The organism is Rhodoferax sp. (assembly GCF_034520025.1).
In the GTDB taxonomy this organism is placed as follows: domain Bacteria; phylum Pseudomonadota; class Gammaproteobacteria; order Burkholderiales; family Burkholderiaceae_C; genus Allorhodoferax.
In genome coordinates this window covers 1,359,660-1,375,946 of record NZ_JAXHNZ010000002.1, presented here as the reverse complement: position 1 = coordinate 1,375,946, position 16,287 = coordinate 1,359,660, and the positions used below count along the sequence as shown (strand labels likewise).

The following is a 16,287-nucleotide window of genomic DNA, read 5'->3' as shown; positions in this document are numbered from 1 at the left end:
CACTCAAACACGTTGAGCTGTCGCAAAAGGCTCAGAGCGCTGCTCCTGAGTCACCATCAAACAAATGCATCGCTTGCGGATCCAGGTACAAGGTTTGCGGTGCACCCGATGGCATTTTGTAGCTCGCCGCGCAGCGAGCCACGAGTTCCACCTGTCCCACCTGAAAAGTAACCAGGGTCTCTGCACCTAGAGGTTCACTGATAACGACGGTAGCAGGCACGCTGAGTTCGCCTGAAATATGCCGTTGCACCGGAGAGATGTTCTCAGGCCGGATTCCAAACACATGGTGTGTAGCGCTTGCTGCGCGCGCTGCGAGGCTTTGTGGGAGCTGCACTTGGGCGCCACCTAAGTCGACTGCATTTGCGGACACGCTACATGGCACCAGGTTCATCGGCGGGCTACCGGTGAATCCGGCTACGAACCGGGCGGCTGGTTGGTTGTAGATCTCATCGGGTGTGGCGTACTGCATTTTGTGGCCACCACTCATGACCACGATACGGTCTGCCAAGGTCATAGCTTCCACTTGGTCATGTGTGACGTAAATGATGGTCGCCCCCAAGCGTTGGTGCAGCTTTTTGATTTCACTGCGCATTTCGTTACGCAGTTGTGCATCCAGATTTGACAGAGGCTCGTCAAACAAAAACACCTTGGGTTGCCGGACGATAGCGCGTCCGATCGCGACCCGTTGGCGCTGACCTCCCGATAGGGCTGCAGGCCTGCGATCCAGCATGTGGTCAATGCGCAGCAATCGCGCTGCATCCATCACGCGACGTTTGATTTCATCTTCCGGAGTTTTGCGCAAGCGCAAACCGAAAGCCATGTTGTCATACAGCGTCTTATGGGGGTACAGCGCATAGTCTTGAAAGACCATCGCGATATCACGATGGCGGGGCGGAGCATCATTCACGCGCACACCATCGATCAGGATGTCACCCCCGCTGATGTCTTCCAGGCCCGCGATCATGCGTAGCAAAGTGGACTTGCCACATCCCGATGGACCCACAAACACCACAAATTCACCATGACGGATTTCAAGGTCCATTCCGTGAATGACTGTCGTTTTGCCGTCGTAGTTTTTTTGAGCGTTGTGTAGCTGGACTGAGGCCATGGGAAGACTGGTAGCGTCGCTGATCTGGATCAAACAGCGTGTAACAAAAAATGTGTAGGAATAATAGAGGACTTGTGCACTCGACCGTCTCGGGGTTAATGCTTAGAGGGGAGGCCCTTCAGTGAAAATTCACCCTCCACAAGGCTGATCGCTTGTCCTGTACGCGCAGATTCCTGTGCCGCAAGACCCATAAGCACTGCGGCCAGGCCGTCATCGAGTCCAACCTCGACCTTTCCTTGGCCTCGGACGACCGCGTTGAACCGCTGGTGCTGATACAGCGTGGAGCCGTTGTGGTCCCCCGCCGCCAACGCCACAGGATCAACCGGCACATCCAGTTCCCGTGGACCCTTGGGGCTGCGGGGGCTGATGATCACTTTGGGTACGGGGGCTGGGCCCAGATGCTCCGGCCAGAACCGACCTGGGCCAGGCACAAAGCACTCCACTTTGCCGCGCGGGCCTACCACTGAGATCTCCTCCTGGTAGCGGGATCCCTCCGCGAACATGCAAAGCTCAAGCACTGCACGCTGGCCCCCTGCAAAGTCGACGATGACGTAAGCGTTATCCAAAATATCAGGGGTGCCGTCCGGGTAGCGCTCGTCGAGGTGGTTGTGATCGACTCCGGCCGATGCATACACCCGCACAGGCTCGCTGCGCACGACATGCCGCATTAGGTCAAAGAAGTGGCAGCATTTCTCGACCAATGTGCCGCCTGTGTAGCGGTTGAAACGGTTCCAGTCGCCTACCTTTACGAGAAACGGGAAGCGATGCTCTCGGATGCTCAACATCGTGAGCGGCCCCAAGGTCTCTGCACTGTGCACTTCCTCTGTCAGGCGTGTGACAGGAGGCATATAACGGTATTCCATAGCGACCCAAATGGGTGCGGGGTAACTGGCACCCAGAGCGGCCAATTCGCGGACATCCGACAGTTGGGTGCATGCCGGCTTTTCCAAGAGGACCGGCAAGGGGCGTAAGGCTGCGATAGCACGCAATTGGTCAGCGTGGCAAAAGTTGGGGCTGGCAATCAGCAAGCAATCGACTTCAGGTGACGTGACCACCTCCTCTAGGCTTACGGCGCGCTGAGCGCCCGGCGCGAGCGCCGAGCTGCCTTGGGCCATGAAGTCGTCTGGCTCGAAAATTTTGGTGACAAGCGCCCCAGGCAGGAGCGCAATATTGCGCAAGTGCTCTTGGCCCATCATGCCGCAGCCGATGATGCCGTAACGGACGAGGAGTGGATTGTTGTTCACAGGGAAGCTCTCTCAGGAAAAACAGGGTGTCAACAGCAATTCCACGAGTTAGCCATTTCGCAATGGACGTGGGAATGGACGGGGTACGCTGTCTCCACCTAGAAAATAAGTGAATGAATAATAGATGAATTGCCCCGAATGACACTCGGGGTAAATGCGGATGAGCAAGCCGCAAATAGGCCTTCGTCAGCTCAGTCCCGCTGTTTGCGAAGCGCGAGATAGCCTGCCACGAGGGTGATGCTGACGACCAATGCAACCACCCACCAAAACCCATGGGCATGGTCGGCCAAAGGGATGCCTCCCACATTCATGCCCAGCAGGCCGGTGATGATGTTGATGGGCAAGGCCAGCACCGTCACGATGGTCAGCACAAACAGGCTGCGGTTGTTGGCTTCAGCCACGCGGCCAGCAATCTCTTCTTGCAACAGCTTGATGCGTTCTTGCAGTGCCGCCATGTCGCTCAGTGCAACGTTGAACTCTTCGGTACTCTGGCGCAAGTCTCCCAGATCGTCTTCGCTGATCCAACCCGGCGGCTTGCGCAACAGGCGGAACAGGGCAGCCGGCTCGGGGGCGAGCAAGCGCTGCAGGCGCACTAGCAAGCGCCGCAGGGCACCCAGGTTGGCGCGCTTGGTCTCCAGCCGCCCGGCGAGCAACTTGTCTTCGATATCGTCCACCCGCCCGGTGGTGTCGCGCACAATTTGGATCAGCACATCGCCTTGGTCATGCATCAGGTGCACCAGCAGCGCCACCGACGACATCAGCTTCTCGCCCCGGCGCACGGCATCGCGCAAGCGGTCGATCGAGCGCAAGGGCTGCAAGCGGGCCGTGACCACCAACTGCGGGCCGACCGAAAGCCACAAAGTGGCAATGTCGCTGGGCTCAAACGCAAAGTCGTAGTGCACATCGTTCACCACGGCGACCAGGGTGTCGTCATCGAGTTCCACGCGGGTGGAGCGCGAACCGTCGGTCAGGGACTCGTGAAACAGGTCCGAGAGCTGCAGTTGCTCTTTGATCCACTTGGCGCAGGCGGTGTGCGAGAGGTTGAAGTGCAGCCACACAAAGCCACCGGCCTGCGGGGGCGTCTGGCTCAACCACTGCAAGGCTTCGCTGGTGCCGATAGGGCGGCCGGAGCCATCCGCATCGAATGCAAATCCGTAGATCAGGCCGCTGGGGTCTGCACCGTAATTCTGGGCGGGTAGGGTCATCGGTGGGCGGGGCGTAGAGGCTACTCGTGGCGAGCACACATGGTAGCGCCTGTATGTGTCACAAGAGACCCAGGCCGTGCGCACCAGCCCGGCTTCTTCGTGCAGCTCGCGCAGGGCTCAGCCTAGGGGCGACTCGCCGGCAGGCAAACCGCCTGCGGTTATGTCGTCGAACAGGCCTCGGTCAGCGAGCGCCGCCCGCACCACAGGCACCCGTCCGGGGTGAAGCCATGGATGTGCACCGCATGGCTGCGAATGCCCAGAAAGCGAAAGCCAGCGCGGGCCAGTGCAGTCCGGCAGCAGGCGAGCCAAGAGAGCTGCGCGTTCAGGCTCCATGCGGCCGAGTAGCTAAGCGTTTGCACAGCCGGGTTCACTGAGCCAAAAATTTTGCACGTCAGGTGGTGGCGCAGCCCTGGCGTGGCGGGCCATCTCTGTCAGGATGCGGCTTTGCACTGGCGTCAGGGCGGCTGCAAAAGCAGCATCCCATCGCGCACGCGCCGGCCAGGCTCACACTTGGGAGCCTTCCACCAGAAAGCGCACCCGCCGCACCCCATTCCATTCGTCGGCATCCAGGCGGAAGGCCAGCGTCACCTTGGGCGGCAGGGGCTCGGTGCGGCCGAACCAAATGCCGTCCACCGGTTGGCCCTGGTGTTTGAGCTTGAGCGACAGGTGTTTTTCACCCACCAAGCGTTGGGATACGACTTCGACCTCTTCGCTAAAGGTCGGTGCGGCAAAGCCTTGGCCCCACACTTCTTTGTGCAGCGCGTCTACCAGGTCCACGCGGCGGTATTCGGCAGCCAAGGGCCCGTCGGTTTCCATGCGGCGGGTCAGTGTGGCGGCGTCCAGCCATTCCTGTGCGACCTCGTTCATGCCGTTATCGAAGTCGTCAAAAAACTCTTCGGCCACGGTGCAGCCGGCCGCCATGGCGTGGCCGCCAAACTTCAAGATTACTCCGGGGTAGCGCTTGGCGACCAGGTCCAGCGCGTCGCGCAAATGGAAGCCCGGAATGCTGCGGCCCGAGCCCTTGAGCTCGTGCTCTTTGCCCTCGGCAGCGCTGGCCGCAAACACAAAAGTGGGGCGGTGCAACTTGTCTTTGATCCGGCTGGCCACGATACCGACCACGCCCTCGTGGAAGTCGGGGTCGAAGACGCAAATCGCCGGGGGCGGCTCATCGCCTTCGTCAAACAGGCTCTCGGCAATCGCGAAGGCCTGTTCGCGCATGTCGCCCTCGATCTCGCGGCGCTCGCGGTTGATGCCATCCAGCATCTTGGCCAGCTCGTCGCCACGGGCGGGGTCGTCGGTCAGCAGGCATTCGATACCAAGCGTCATATCGCTCAAACGGCCGGCGGCATTGATGCGTGGCCCCAGGGCAAAGCCGAAGTCGAAGGTGGTCGCCACCTCTGCTTTGCGGCCTGCTGCTATAAAAAGGCTAGCTAGTCCCGCAGGCATGGCGTGGGCGCGCACCCGTTTTAAGCCTTGGGCGACAAGGCGGCGGTTGTTGGCATCGAGCTTGACCACATCGGCCACGGTGCCCAGCGCTACCAAGGGCAGCAGGGTGTCGAGCTTGGGTTGGGTAGCGGCATCAAACACGCCGCGCTTGCGCAGCTCTGAGCGCAGGGCCAGCAGGGTGTAAAACATCACGCCCACACCGGCCATGGACTTGCTCTCAAAGGTGCAGCCCGGCTGGTTGGGGTTGACGATCACATCCGCCTCCGGCAACTGGCTCCCGGGCAAATGGTGGTCGGTGACCAGCACTTGCAGGCCGAGCGCCTTGGCGCGTGCGACACCGTCTACGCTGGCGATGCCGTTGTCCACGGTGATCAGCACATTGGCGCCGGATTGCTTGACCCGCTCGCTGATCGGCGCGGTCAGGCCATAGCCGTCGACTACACGGTCGGGTACCAAATAATCGACATGGCGGCCGCCCAATAGCCGCAGGCCGCGCACGGCGACCGCACAGGCAGTAGCGCCATCGCAGTCGTAGTCGGCAACCACACAGAGTTTCAGGTTGTTGGCAAATGCATCGGCCAGCAAGGTGGCGGCCCGGTCAACGCCCAACATGCCCGAGGGGGGCAACAGCTTACCCAAGGTGTCATCGAGCTCGTCTTTGCCGGTGACACCGCGGGCGGCATAAAGGCGCGCCAGCAGCGGGTGCAGTCCGGCCTGCTCCAGCGCCCACGCCGCGCGGGGGGGGATGTCTCGGGGAACGATTTTCATGGGCTTACAGGGTCCGCAGCAATTCAGCAGGTGAAGGGGTGGTGAAGCGGCGTTGGATGCGGTTCCACCAGGCCGTATTTTGCAACTCAAAGCCTGCGGCCATGCGCTCGCCGCACAGTGTCAGCTCCAGCGGCTGGCCCGCTTTGGCTTGGCGCAGCAGCAGGGCGATCAGGCCGCTGTCGAGCTGTTGCCACGCTTGCACCCAGGCATGGGCGTCGTCGCGCAGCGCCGCAGCCTCTAGGCTGTGTTGCACCGACATATTGTCTGACTTGTCGACCGCACCCGAGGGCAGGGTTCCGGTCCCGCTGATCCAGAAGGAGTTGACGGTAAGCCGGCGCTGCGCCGCCCGCGCGTCATTCACCGGGTGGCGGTAGAGCAGCATCTGCATCTCGTTTTGGAGGCGACGCAGGCTGCGGGCCTGGGCTACGCGCGGCATCCAGCGGTCTACTTTGGCGCCACAGGCCCGCGCCAGCGAGGCGGTGGGCAGGTCGCACAAGATCTCGCCATGGACCAGCCAAGTGCTGTGGTTCAGGGAGTGCAGGGTGATGCCGTCTTCGGCAAAGTAGGGTTGCATGGCTTCCCGCAGCGCATCTATTTCGTGGGCATCCAGGGCCAGTGTGTCGGGGTGATCCATGGCCACATGGTCCGCATTGATTTGCCAGTGGCACGGGGTGATCCAGGCCCAGCCTGTGTCGCCGTGGATGCGGGTCAGGCCGAGTTGGCGCGCATCCAGCGCAGCCCAGGGCAGCAAGCCGTCGACCCCCGGCAAATTCAGGCTTTTGGCGTGCACCCGTTCATGCAGCGGAGACAGCGAGTCTTCGTTGCCCAACACCGGAGGCGTGGGGGTCAAAAGCCCCAGCAGTTCTGCCAGATAGGGAAGTTCGAGCCGGGGGATTGCGTCCTGGCATTGGGGTCCTGCCGGTGTTGCAAAAGGGATAAGGGTGTGCATGGGCAGGATTGTCCCGCATGGATGCCACAATCCGCCGGTTGAAGCACTTTGTAACCTTCCATGCAACTCCCCTTTGAGCTGTCAATCGGCTGGCGCTACACCCGTGCCGGCCGCGCCACCCGGCGCAACGGCTTTATCTCCTTCATCTCGGGCGTGTCCATGCTGGGCATTGCTTTGGGTGTGGCCGCGCTCATCATTGTGCTGAGCGTGATGAACGGCTTCCAGAAAGAAGTGCGCGACCGCATGCTCGGTGTGGTGTCGCATATCGAGGTCTATGCCGCGGACGGCCAGGCCTTGCCCAACGTGGCGACCACTCTGGCCCAAGCCAAAGAGAACCCGCAGGTCATTGGCGCCGCCCCCTTCATTGCGGCGCAGGCCCTGATTGCGCGGGGTGAAGACATGAAGGGCGCCATCGTGCGCGGGATCGACCCCGCCTTGGAGCCTGAGGTGAGCGACTTTGCCGCTGGCGCGCAGCAGCAGGCTTTGAACCAGCTGGTACCAGGTGAGTTCGGCGTAGTGTTGGGCGGCGAGTTGGCCCGCAGCTTGGGCGTTCGGGTGGGTGACAAAGTCACGCTGGTGGCACCGAGTGGGCAGGTCACACCGGCCGGCGTGGTGCCGCGCCTCAAGCAGATGAGCGTGGTGGGTACCTTTGATTCCGGCCACTACGAATACGACTCCGCCCTGGTGCTGGTGCATTGGGAAGACGCGGCTCGCATCTTCCGCTTGGAGGGGCCCAGCGGCGTGCGCCTCAAGCTCAAAGACTTGCACCAGGCCCGCGAGGTGGCGGACCAGCTCGCCCGCAGCCTGAGCGGCGATCTGGTGCTGCGCGACTGGACCCGCCAGAACCGCAGCTGGTTTGCGGCGGTGCAGGTCGAGAAGCGGATGATGTTCATCATCCTGACCCTCATCGTGGCGGTGGCGGCCTTTAACCTGGTGTCTACCTTAGTGATGACGGTGACCGACAAGCGGGCTGACATTGCCATCTTGCGCACCTTGGGCGCAAGCCCGGGCAGCATCATGGGGATTTTTGTGGTGCAGGGCGCGATGGTGGGGGTCATTGGCACCCTGGCCGGCTTGCTGCTAGGGCTGGGCGTGGCCTTCAATATTGATGTGATCGTGCCTGCGTTGGAACAAGCGCTGGGTGCGAGCTTTTTGCCCAAAGACATTTACCTGATCAGCCGCATGCCGAGCGAGCCGCAACAAAGCGACATTCTCCCGATCACGGTGATCTCGCTTTTGATGGCGTTTGTGGCCACCCTCTACCCGAGCTGGCGCGCCAGCCGGGTGAACCCTGCGGAGGCCTTGCGCTATGAGTAACCCGATGTCATCCGTAGAACAGGCGCTTGCCGCAGCGCAGTACCAGCAGGTGGCCGATTTGGCAGGCTCACCCAAGCCAGCCGCTCCGCTGGGCGAGCTGGTGCTGCAAGCGCGTGGCCTGACCAAGCGGTTTCAGGAAGGCCGGCTCGATGTCACCGTGCTGCACGGGGTGGACCTGCAGGTGCACCGCGGCGAGACGCTGGCGATTGTGGGGGCCTCCGGTTCCGGTAAGAGCACCTTGCTGCACCTTATGGGCGGACTCGATGCGCCCACCAATGGCGGCGTGCATTTGCTGGGGCAAAGCCTGGTCGAACTCACCCCGGCCGCACAAGGCCGCTTGCGCAACCAGCATCTCGGGTTTGTGTACCAGTTTCACCACCTCTTGCCCGAGTTCAGTGCGCTGGATAATGTGGCAATGCCATTGACAATTCGACGTGTAGCCCCCGTAGAGGCTGCGCATACTGCTACTAAAATGCTAGCGCTTGTCGGCTTGGAGCACCGCTTGAATCACCGGCCTGCCGAGCTCTCGGGCGGCGAGCGCCAGCGGGTCGCGATTGCGCGTGCGCTGGTCACCCGGCCCGACTGCGTGCTCGCCGACGAGCCCACCGGCAACCTCGACCGTAGCACCGCTGACGGCGTGTTTGAGCTGATGCTGCAGCTCGCGCGGGAGCAGGGTACCGCCTTTGTGCTGGTCACCCACGACGCCACGCTGGCCGCGCGCTGCAGCCGCCAGTTGCGTTTGGTGTCGGGTCGCTTGGTCGACTGACACCCACGCTTGCAATTTCCTGACGGATGGGGCGCCGTGTGGCGGTGCCGAGGGTAGACGCCGATTGGCGTTTACCGGCCTGCCCCCTAAGCTGCCGCCACCTTAGTCGGGGAACACCATGAAACAACGTTGGAAACTGCAGGCACTAATCTGCCTTGGCGTGATTGCGCTTGCTTGTCTGCCGGGCGCGCACGCGCAAACGCCCAAGCCTTTGCGCATCGGCTTGATTGGCCCTTTCAGTGGGCCGTCCTCAGATTTTGGAAACCCCATGCTCAACGGGGCCAAGCTGGCGCTGGATGAAATCAACGCCGCCGGTGGCTACCTCGGGCGACCGATTGAGTTTGTGATCAAAGACGACACCGCCAACCCCGAGGTGGGCTTGCAGCACTCGCAGGAGCTGGTGCAAGACGTTGTCGTTGGCACTATCGGCTTTTGCAATACCGGTGTGGCCATGAAGGCGCTGGACGTGTTTCAACAAGCCCGCTCGCCGCTGATCGTGCCCTGCGCGACAGGCACTCCGATTACCGCCAAGTACCCCGCAGCAGAGAGCTATATTTTTCGCACCTCCGCCCGGGATGCCATCCAGGCACCGTTTGTGGTGAACGACATCGTGGCGCGAGGCTGGACCAAGGTGGCTATCCTGGCCGACAAAACCGCTTACGGCGAGGGCGGTCTGGCGGACGTCACCAAAGCGCTGGCCGCCAAACAACTGCAGCCGGTGTACGTAGGGCGCTTTGACACCGGTGTGAAAGACCTGCAACCCGAGCTCAAGGCCGCCCAGGCCGCCGGTGCCAATGTGGTGTTCAGCTACACGGTCGGCCCCGAAAACGCGGTCATCGCCAAAGGCCGCCAGGCCCTGAAATGGGCTGTGCCGCAGGTGGGTGCATGGCCTTTGTCCTTTCCGTTCTTTTTGGACGGCGCAAAAGACGCGGCCGAAGGCGCACTCATGGCCCAAACCTTTATTGCTGAGCCCAGCAACGAGCGTCGCATCTCTTTTCTGACCGCTTACAACCGCAAATACGGCACCCGCAAGATTGCCGTGCCCATGGCTGCGGCGCAGGCCTATGACACGGTGTATTTGCTGACCTACGCCATCCTCTCGATCCGCAATGGTGATCTATCGGGCCCCTCGGTGAAAAACGCGCTGGAAAATCTGCCCCGGGTCTACTACGGGGTGACCGCGACCCACGAGCGCCCTTTCAGCAAGGACGACAAAGACGCCATCACTAGCAATATGCTGGTGATGGGCTTGGTCAAAAATGGGGCGGTGACTTTTGCCTACCCTGAAGACCGCACTCGCAACCTTTTTGTACAACGCAAGCAATGAGTCTTCTGAAATCGCCATGCGCTGGGTAGACACCCATGTCCACCTCGATGCGCCCGAGTTCGATGCGGATCGCAGCGCCGTGCGCGAGAGTGCGCGCCAAGCGGGTGTCGCACATTGTGTGATTCCGGCGGTAGAGCGCAGCAACTTTGACACCGTGCGCCTGCTGGCGCACCACGGTGGTGACAGCTATTGTTTGGGTATCCACCCCTTGTATGTCGCGGGTGCCAGCGACACCGATCTGGTCGCCCTGGACGAAGCACTCAGCGCCAACGCTGCCGACCCGCGGCTGGTGGCTGTGGGGGAGATCGGGCTCGACTACTTTGTCCCCGCTCTGTGCAAGAGCCCTTTGCGCGAGCGGCAAGAGGTGGTCTACCGCCAGCAGCTCAAGCTGTCCCGCGCACACGGTTTGCCTGTGGTGCTGCATGTGCGCAAGTCCTCAGACCGGCTGCTCAAGCACCTGCGCGAGGTGGCCGGCCCGCAAGGGCGGTGGCAGGGCATTGCCCATGCGTTCAATGGCAGCGAGGTGCAGGCGGCGGAGTTCATCAAGCTGGGTTTCAAACTCGGGTTTGGGGGCGCGGTCACCTATGAGCGGGCTTTGCAGTTGCGCCACCTGGCTCGCACCTTGCCCCTGGACGCGCTAGTGCTCGAGACCGATGCCCCCGACATCCAGCCGCACTGGCTCTACACCACCGCCGAGCAGCGCGCAACCGGTGTGCCGCAGGGTCGTAACGCGCCTGCCGAGTTGCCGCGCATCGCGCAGTGCATTGCCGAGCTGCGTGGCATTCCCCTTGAAACACTGGCGCAGGCCGCGTTAAGTAACAGTCTGATGGCCCTGCCGAAGCTAGGGGCGCTGCTGGTATAAATCCCCATGGCACGAAAAGCACCGATCACATTCCCCGAAGTTAATTTCTCCGAAGAAGGCCCCATCCGTCACCTGCACTTGGGCAGCGAATGGATACAAGGCTCCATGCTGGTAGACGCACCCACCGTACTGGTGCACGAGTACATCCAGCGCATGATGGCGTGGCTGTTCTTTGTAGACCCCCAGACCGTCAAAAAGCGCCAGGCACTGCAGCTCGGGCTGGGCGCAGGCTCGCTGACCAAGTTCTGCCACAAAGAGCTCAAGATGAAAACCACCGCCATCGAGCTCAACCCGCAGGTGCTGCACGCCTGCCGCGGCTGGTTCAAACTGCCGGCAGACAACAGCCGCATGCAAGTGGTGCTGGCTGACGCCGCAGAAGAAATCAAACAAGAAAAATGGCTGGGTGCGGTGGATGCGCTGCAGGTCGATTTGTATGACGAGGAGGCCGCTGCCCCCGTGCTCGACAGCGCCGCGTTTTATGCCGACTGCCGCGCGACGCTCAGCGAAGAGGGCTGCATGACCGTCAACCTATTTGGCCGCTCATCGAGCTTTGACAACAGCGTCGACAAAATTGCCGAGGCTTTTGGTGAAGACGCTATTTGGGCCTTCAAGGCAACCCGCGAGGGCAACACCGTGGTCATGGCCCAGCGCACCCCCAGCCGCCCTAAGCGCGCTCTGATGCAGGAGCGCGCCGAGTTCATCCAAAGCGAGTGGGGCCTGCCTGCTGACAAGTGGGTCCGCGTGTTCAAGCCGGTGAAGACATGAGCCCTAGCCCCAAAAAAGCCAGCCTCGCTACGGCTTCTTACAACGGCCCCTTGGACTGGCGCTTGCTGGTGGAGTGGCTCAAGCAAGACAAAGTGATCGCAGAAGAAGAGGCAGTGCGCACCATCGCCCGCTGCTCGCAGGCTGAGAGTTCGCAGCACCCGCTGGTGCGCTTGGCAGCAGTCTCCATGCGCAGGGCCTCGGACCAAAAGCCGCTCGACATCGAGATGCTCACCCAATGGCTCTCGCTGCGTGCGGCATTGGACTACCTGCGTATCGACCCGCTCAAGGTCGATGTGGGCAAGGTGGCCGATGCGATGGGGGCCGCCTATGCCGAGCGGCATAAAATTTTGCCCGTGGTGGTGACCCCCAGCGAGATCACGGTGGCTACCTCCGAGCCGTTTATCACCGATTGGGTGGCTGAGGTCGAGCGCCAGAGCCGGCGTAGCGTCAAGCGTGTGGTGGCCAGCCCGCAAGAAATCACCCGTTACACCGCCGAGTTTTATGCATTGGCCAAAAGCGTGCGGGCTGCGAGTAAGGCAGGCTCCAACAATGGAGCCAGTTTTGAGCAGCTGGTCGAACTCGGCAAAAGCAACAAGCAACTCGATGCCAACGACCAAGGTGTGGTGCAAGTGGTGGACTGGTTGTGGCAATACGCCTTCGACCAGCGTGCCAGTGACATCCACCTGGAGCCGCGGCGCGAGCAGGGCGTGATCCGCTTTCGTATCGATGGGGTGTTGCACCCGGTCTACCAGATGCCCATGGGCGTGCTCAACGCCATGACGGCCCGCATCAAGCTGCTGGGCCGCATGGACGTGATCGAGAAGCGCCGCCCGCAGGATGGCCGCATCAAAACCCGCAACCCACGCGGGGACGAAATTGAAATGCGTATCTCCACCTTGCCGACTGCTTTTGGCGAGAAGATGGTGATGCGCATTTTTGACCCCGACAACGCGGTCAAAGACCTCGATGCCTTGGGCTTCAGCAGCCACGACGCCACGCGTTGGGAGCAGTTGGTTAAGCGGCCGCACGGCATCATCTTGGTGACCGGGCCCACGGGCTCCGGCAAGACCACCACCTTGTATTCCACTCTCAAACGTGTCGCCACAGAAGAGGTGAATGTCAGCACGGTGGAAGACCCGATCGAAATGATCGAGCCGTCTTTCAACCAAACCCAGGTGCAGCCGCAGCTGGACTTTGGCTTTCCGCAAGGGCTGCGCGCGCTCATGCGCCAGGACCCCGACATCATCATGGTCGGCGAAATCCGTGACCTAGAGACCGCCGAGATGGCAGTGCAGGCCGCCCTCACGGGCCACTTAGTGTTTTCTACCCTGCACACCAACGATGCGCCCTCCGCGGTCACGCGGCTGATGGAGCTGGGCATTCCCGCCTATCTGATCAACGCCACTTTGCTCGGTGTGTTGGCTCAGCGCCTAGTTCGCATTTTGTGCAAGCAATGCAAGGTGCGCGACGAAGAGGCCACACGCGAAGCCTTGGGCGAAATGGTCAAGCCTTGGCAAATCAACGGAGGCTACAAGCCTTACAAGGCGGTGGGCTGTGTGGACTGCCGCATGACTGGCTACATGGGCCGCATGGGTTTGTACGAATTGCTTGTGGTCACAGAAGGGTTCAAATCGCGGGTCAGCGGCGAGCCGGGCATTGATGCTCTGCGCCGCCAAGCCATTACCGATGGAATGCGACCGCTGCGTTTGGCAGGGGCACTGCGTGTATCGGAGGGCGCCACCGTCATGGAAGAGGTGATGTCCGCTACCCCGCCGCTGAGCGGCTGACGCGTTGTGAATTGAGGGCAAAATCGCCCGCTGGTTTAACTCGGAGACAGACAGTGAATATAAAAAGCCAAAAAGACTTTTTCTCGGGACTCATGTTCATCGCAGTGGGAGGGGCGTTTGCCTTCGGCGCTGGCAACTACACCATCGGTACCGGTGCCCGCATGGGCCCCGGCTACTTCCCCCTCGTACTCGGTGTGCTTCTTGCCATCATCGGCATCGCAGTCACCTTCACCTCTATGGTGGTGGAAACCGAAGACGGCGACAAGATCGGCAAATTCGCCTGGAAGCCCCTGTTCTTCATCATCAGCGCCAACTTGGTGTTCGGCGCCTGCATCGGCGGCCTGCCAGTCATCGGCTTGAAACCCCTGGGCCTGATCGTCGGTATCTACCTGCTCACCTACATCGCCAGCCACGCAGGCGATGAACACAAGTTCAAGGAAGTCGCCATTCTGGCCACCATCTTGGCTCTCTTGAGCTACGTCGCCTTCATCGTTCTCCTCAAGCTGCAGTTCCCGGTCTGGCCTGCTTACTTCACCGCCTGAGCCACGACTGAACCATCGACAGGAACTGCACACACCATGGAACTCTTTGACAACCTCGCCCTCGGCTTTGGCGTGGCCTTCACCGGCCAGAATCTGATTTACGCCTTCATCGGCTGTTTGCTGGGCACCTTGATCGGCGTCTTGCCCGGCATCGGCCCCTTGGCGACCATCGCCATGCTCTTGCCTGCCACCTATGCACTCCCACCGGTATCCGCACTGATCATGCTGGCCGGTATTTACTACGGCGCCCAGTACGGCGGATCAACGACCGCCATCCTGGTGAACCTGCCCGGGGAGTCGTCTTCGGTGGTGACCGTGATTGACGGTTACCAGATGGCCCGTAACGGCAGAGCTGGTCCTGCACTCGCTGCAGCGGGCTTGGGTTCTTTCTTTGCCGGTTGCGTAGGCACCCTGATCCTGGCGGCCTTTGCAGGCCCCCTGACTGAGGTGGCCTTCAAGTTCGGCCCGGCCGAATACTTCAGCCTCATGATCCTGGGTCTGATTGGTGCAGTGGTGCTGGCCTCGGGCTCTTTGCTCAAAGCGCTGGCCATGATTCTCTTGGGTCTCTTGCTGGGCATGATCGGCACCGACGTGAACTCCGGTGTGGCCCGTTACAGCTTTGATATCCCTGAGCTCACCGACGGTATCGGCTTCATCGTGATCGCCATGGGTGTCTTCGGCTACGGCGAGATCATCAGCAACCTGTCCAAGAGCTCCAGTGAGCGGGAGATCTTTACGGCTTCTGTCTCCGGCCTCTTGCCCACCAAACAAGACTTCCAGCGCATGGTGCCCGCTGTTCTGCGCGGTACCGCCTTGGGCTCCTTGCTGGGTATCCTGCCCGGCGGGGGTGCGGTTATGGCAGCCTTTGCGGCCTACACGATTGAGAAGAAGACCAAGCTCCAGCCCGGTGAAGTAGCCTTCGGCAAGGGCAACATCCGCGGAGTGGCAGCGCCTGAAGCGGCGAACAACGCTGGTAGCCAAACCTCGTTCATCCCCCTGCTGACACTGGGTATCCCGCCGAATGCGGTGATGGCCTTGATGGTGGGTGCGATGACGATCCACAACATCCAGCCCGGCCCGCAGGTGATGACAGCTAACCCAGAACTCTTCTGGGGTCTGATTGCCTCCATGTGGATCGGCAACCTGATGCTGGTGATCCTGAACCTGCCACTCATCGGCGTCTGGATCAAGCTCTTGTCCGTGCCTTACCGCTGGTTGTTCCCCTCCATCGTGCTGTTCTGTGCGATCGGGGTGTATTCGACCAACAACAACACCTGGGATATCTGGATGGTGGGCCTGTTCGGCATCATTGGCTACATCTTTATCAAACTGGGTACTGAACCAGCTCCACTGCTGCTGGGCTTTATTCTGGGGCCGATGATGGAGGAGTACTTGCGCCGGGCGCTGCTGCTCTCCCGTGGCGACTGGAGTGTGTTTGTGACACGTCCAATCTCAGCGAGCCTGTTGGTCGCGGCGCTGGCATTGCTGGTGGTGGTGATGCTGCCTTCCATCAAGGCTAAGCGGGAAGAGGCGTTTGTGGAGGATTGAGGTCCTTCGAATCGCGCGCACAAAAAAGGCACCTTCGGGAGCCTTTTTTTGTGCGCGCGATTCGGAGTGGCCGTGTCTGGTCCGGCGAGTTCCTTAACGTTTCACTGGGATAAGCGGTCGGGATAGCCGTATGGCTACAGGTCGTTGGCATAGACTGAGTACACTGGTTTCCGGCATCCTTCCTGTCAGGGGGTTTTATGGTCTCCAGCGCTACCCGGTTCTTTCAGTCTGTGTTTCGTGCTGCGGCCCTGATGGGGCTTTTTGCAGTGTTCGCTGCCGGCACGGCTCAGGCGCAGGGCGCCAAAAGCGAAGCCGCGGTGATTGCCGTGATCCAAAAGCAGTTCGACGCTTTTGCGGCCGATGACGCAGAGCAGGCTTTCCGGCTGGCATCCCCAGGTATCAAAGCGATGTCGGGCAATGCGCAGAACTTCATGGTGCTGGTAAAGGGGCAATACAGCGTCGTCTACCGCCACGCCAGTGCTGCGTTCTTGAAGCCCACCATCATCGGCAAAGAAGCTCTAGTGAAAGTGCGCCTGACCGACGAAAACGGCGTGAGCTGGATGGTGGCTTACACCCTCGAACTCCAGAAAAACAAAGAGTGGTTGATCAGCGGTTGCCATATCCAGGGCGAGCAGGGCACTTTCGTTTAAGGG

Annotated in this window: 15 protein-coding genes; 9 read left to right on the top strand and 6 right to left on the bottom strand. The window is 61.1% G+C overall.

The genetic code is table 11. The features are described from left to right. Positions 1–31: 31 nt before the first annotated feature. From U5L73_RS14835 to U5L73_RS14810, 6 genes are all read right to left on the bottom strand, one after another. Positions 32–1,108, bottom strand: coding sequence for a sn-glycerol-3-phosphate ABC transporter ATP-binding protein UgpC (locus tag U5L73_RS14835; RefSeq protein WP_322563060.1), 1,077 nt, complete (start codon positions 1,106–1,108; stop codon positions 32–34). 95 nt (positions 1,109–1,203) lie between these two features. Then, positions 1,204–2,352, bottom strand: coding sequence for a Gfo/Idh/MocA family oxidoreductase (locus U5L73_RS14830; protein ID WP_322563059.1), 1,149 nt, complete (start codon positions 2,350–2,352; stop codon positions 1,204–1,206). 191 nt (positions 2,353–2,543) lie between these two features. Further along, entirely contained in the window at positions 2,544–3,557 is a 1,014-nt protein-coding gene (locus tag U5L73_RS14825) for a transporter (protein ID WP_322563058.1), read from the bottom strand. A gap of 158 nt (positions 3,558–3,715) precedes the next feature. Beyond that, complete coding sequence (locus U5L73_RS14820; RefSeq protein ID WP_322563057.1) at positions 3,716–3,916, bottom strand: hypothetical protein; 201 nt, start codon at positions 3,914–3,916, stop codon at positions 3,716–3,718. A 145-nt stretch (positions 3,917–4,061) separates the two neighbouring features. Next, positions 4,062–5,771: a single-stranded-DNA-specific exonuclease RecJ gene (gene recJ / locus U5L73_RS14815; protein ID WP_322563056.1), complete on the bottom strand. Its 1,710-nt coding sequence runs from the start codon at positions 5,769–5,771 to the stop codon at positions 4,062–4,064. A 4-nt stretch (positions 5,772–5,775) separates the two neighbouring features. Beyond that, positions 5,776–6,720 (bottom strand): phosphoglycerate mutase, encoded by a 945-nt coding sequence (locus U5L73_RS14810; protein WP_322563055.1) that lies wholly within the window; start codon positions 6,718–6,720, stop codon positions 5,776–5,778. A 60-nt stretch (positions 6,721–6,780) separates the two neighbouring features. Here U5L73_RS14810 and U5L73_RS14805 point away from each other — a divergent pair, with 60 nt between their 5' ends. The 9 genes from U5L73_RS14805 to U5L73_RS14765 all read left to right on the top strand — a co-directional run bounded on the left by U5L73_RS14805 (position 6,781) and on the right by U5L73_RS14765 (position 16,284). After that, on the top strand, positions 6,781–8,037 hold the full coding sequence (locus U5L73_RS14805; RefSeq protein ID WP_322563054.1) for a lipoprotein-releasing ABC transporter permease subunit: 1,257 nt from the start codon (positions 6,781–6,783) through the stop codon (positions 8,035–8,037). 97 nt (positions 8,038–8,134) lie between these two features. Continuing rightward, positions 8,135–8,803, top strand: coding sequence for a lipoprotein-releasing ABC transporter ATP-binding protein LolD (gene lolD, locus U5L73_RS14800; protein ID WP_322563526.1), 669 nt, complete (start codon positions 8,135–8,137; stop codon positions 8,801–8,803). Between the two features lie 118 nt (positions 8,804–8,921). Next, positions 8,922–10,130 carry an ABC transporter substrate-binding protein gene (locus U5L73_RS14795; protein WP_322563053.1) on the top strand — a complete coding sequence of 403 codons (1,209 nt, stop codon included), beginning with the start codon at positions 8,922–8,924 and terminating at the stop codon, positions 10,128–10,130. A 16-nt stretch (positions 10,131–10,146) separates the two neighbouring features. Then, positions 10,147–10,992, top strand: coding sequence for a TatD family hydrolase (locus U5L73_RS14790; protein ID WP_322563525.1), 846 nt, complete (start codon positions 10,147–10,149; stop codon positions 10,990–10,992). Positions 10,993–10,998: 6 nt separating this feature from the next. Continuing rightward, entirely contained in the window at positions 10,999–11,757 is a 759-nt protein-coding gene (locus U5L73_RS14785) for a spermidine synthase (RefSeq protein WP_322563052.1), read from the top strand. Beyond that, positions 11,754–13,544: a GspE/PulE family protein gene (locus tag U5L73_RS14780; RefSeq protein WP_322563051.1), complete on the top strand. Its 1,791-nt coding sequence runs from the start codon at positions 11,754–11,756 to the stop codon at positions 13,542–13,544. The genes U5L73_RS14785 and U5L73_RS14780 overlap by 4 nt, the downstream gene beginning before the upstream one ends. Before the next feature lie 53 nt (positions 13,545–13,597). Continuing rightward, entirely contained in the window at positions 13,598–14,086 is a 489-nt protein-coding gene (locus tag U5L73_RS14775) for a tripartite tricarboxylate transporter TctB family protein (RefSeq protein ID WP_322563050.1), read from the top strand. 36 nt (positions 14,087–14,122) lie between these two features. Beyond that, positions 14,123–15,634, top strand: coding sequence for a tripartite tricarboxylate transporter permease (locus U5L73_RS14770; protein ID WP_322560840.1), 1,512 nt, complete (start codon positions 14,123–14,125; stop codon positions 15,632–15,634). A 197-nt stretch (positions 15,635–15,831) separates the two neighbouring features. After that, positions 15,832–16,284, top strand: a complete 453-nt coding sequence (locus tag U5L73_RS14765) for a DUF4864 domain-containing protein (RefSeq protein ID WP_322563049.1) — start codon at positions 15,832–15,834, stop codon at positions 16,282–16,284. Positions 16,285–16,287: the final 3 nt, after the last annotated feature.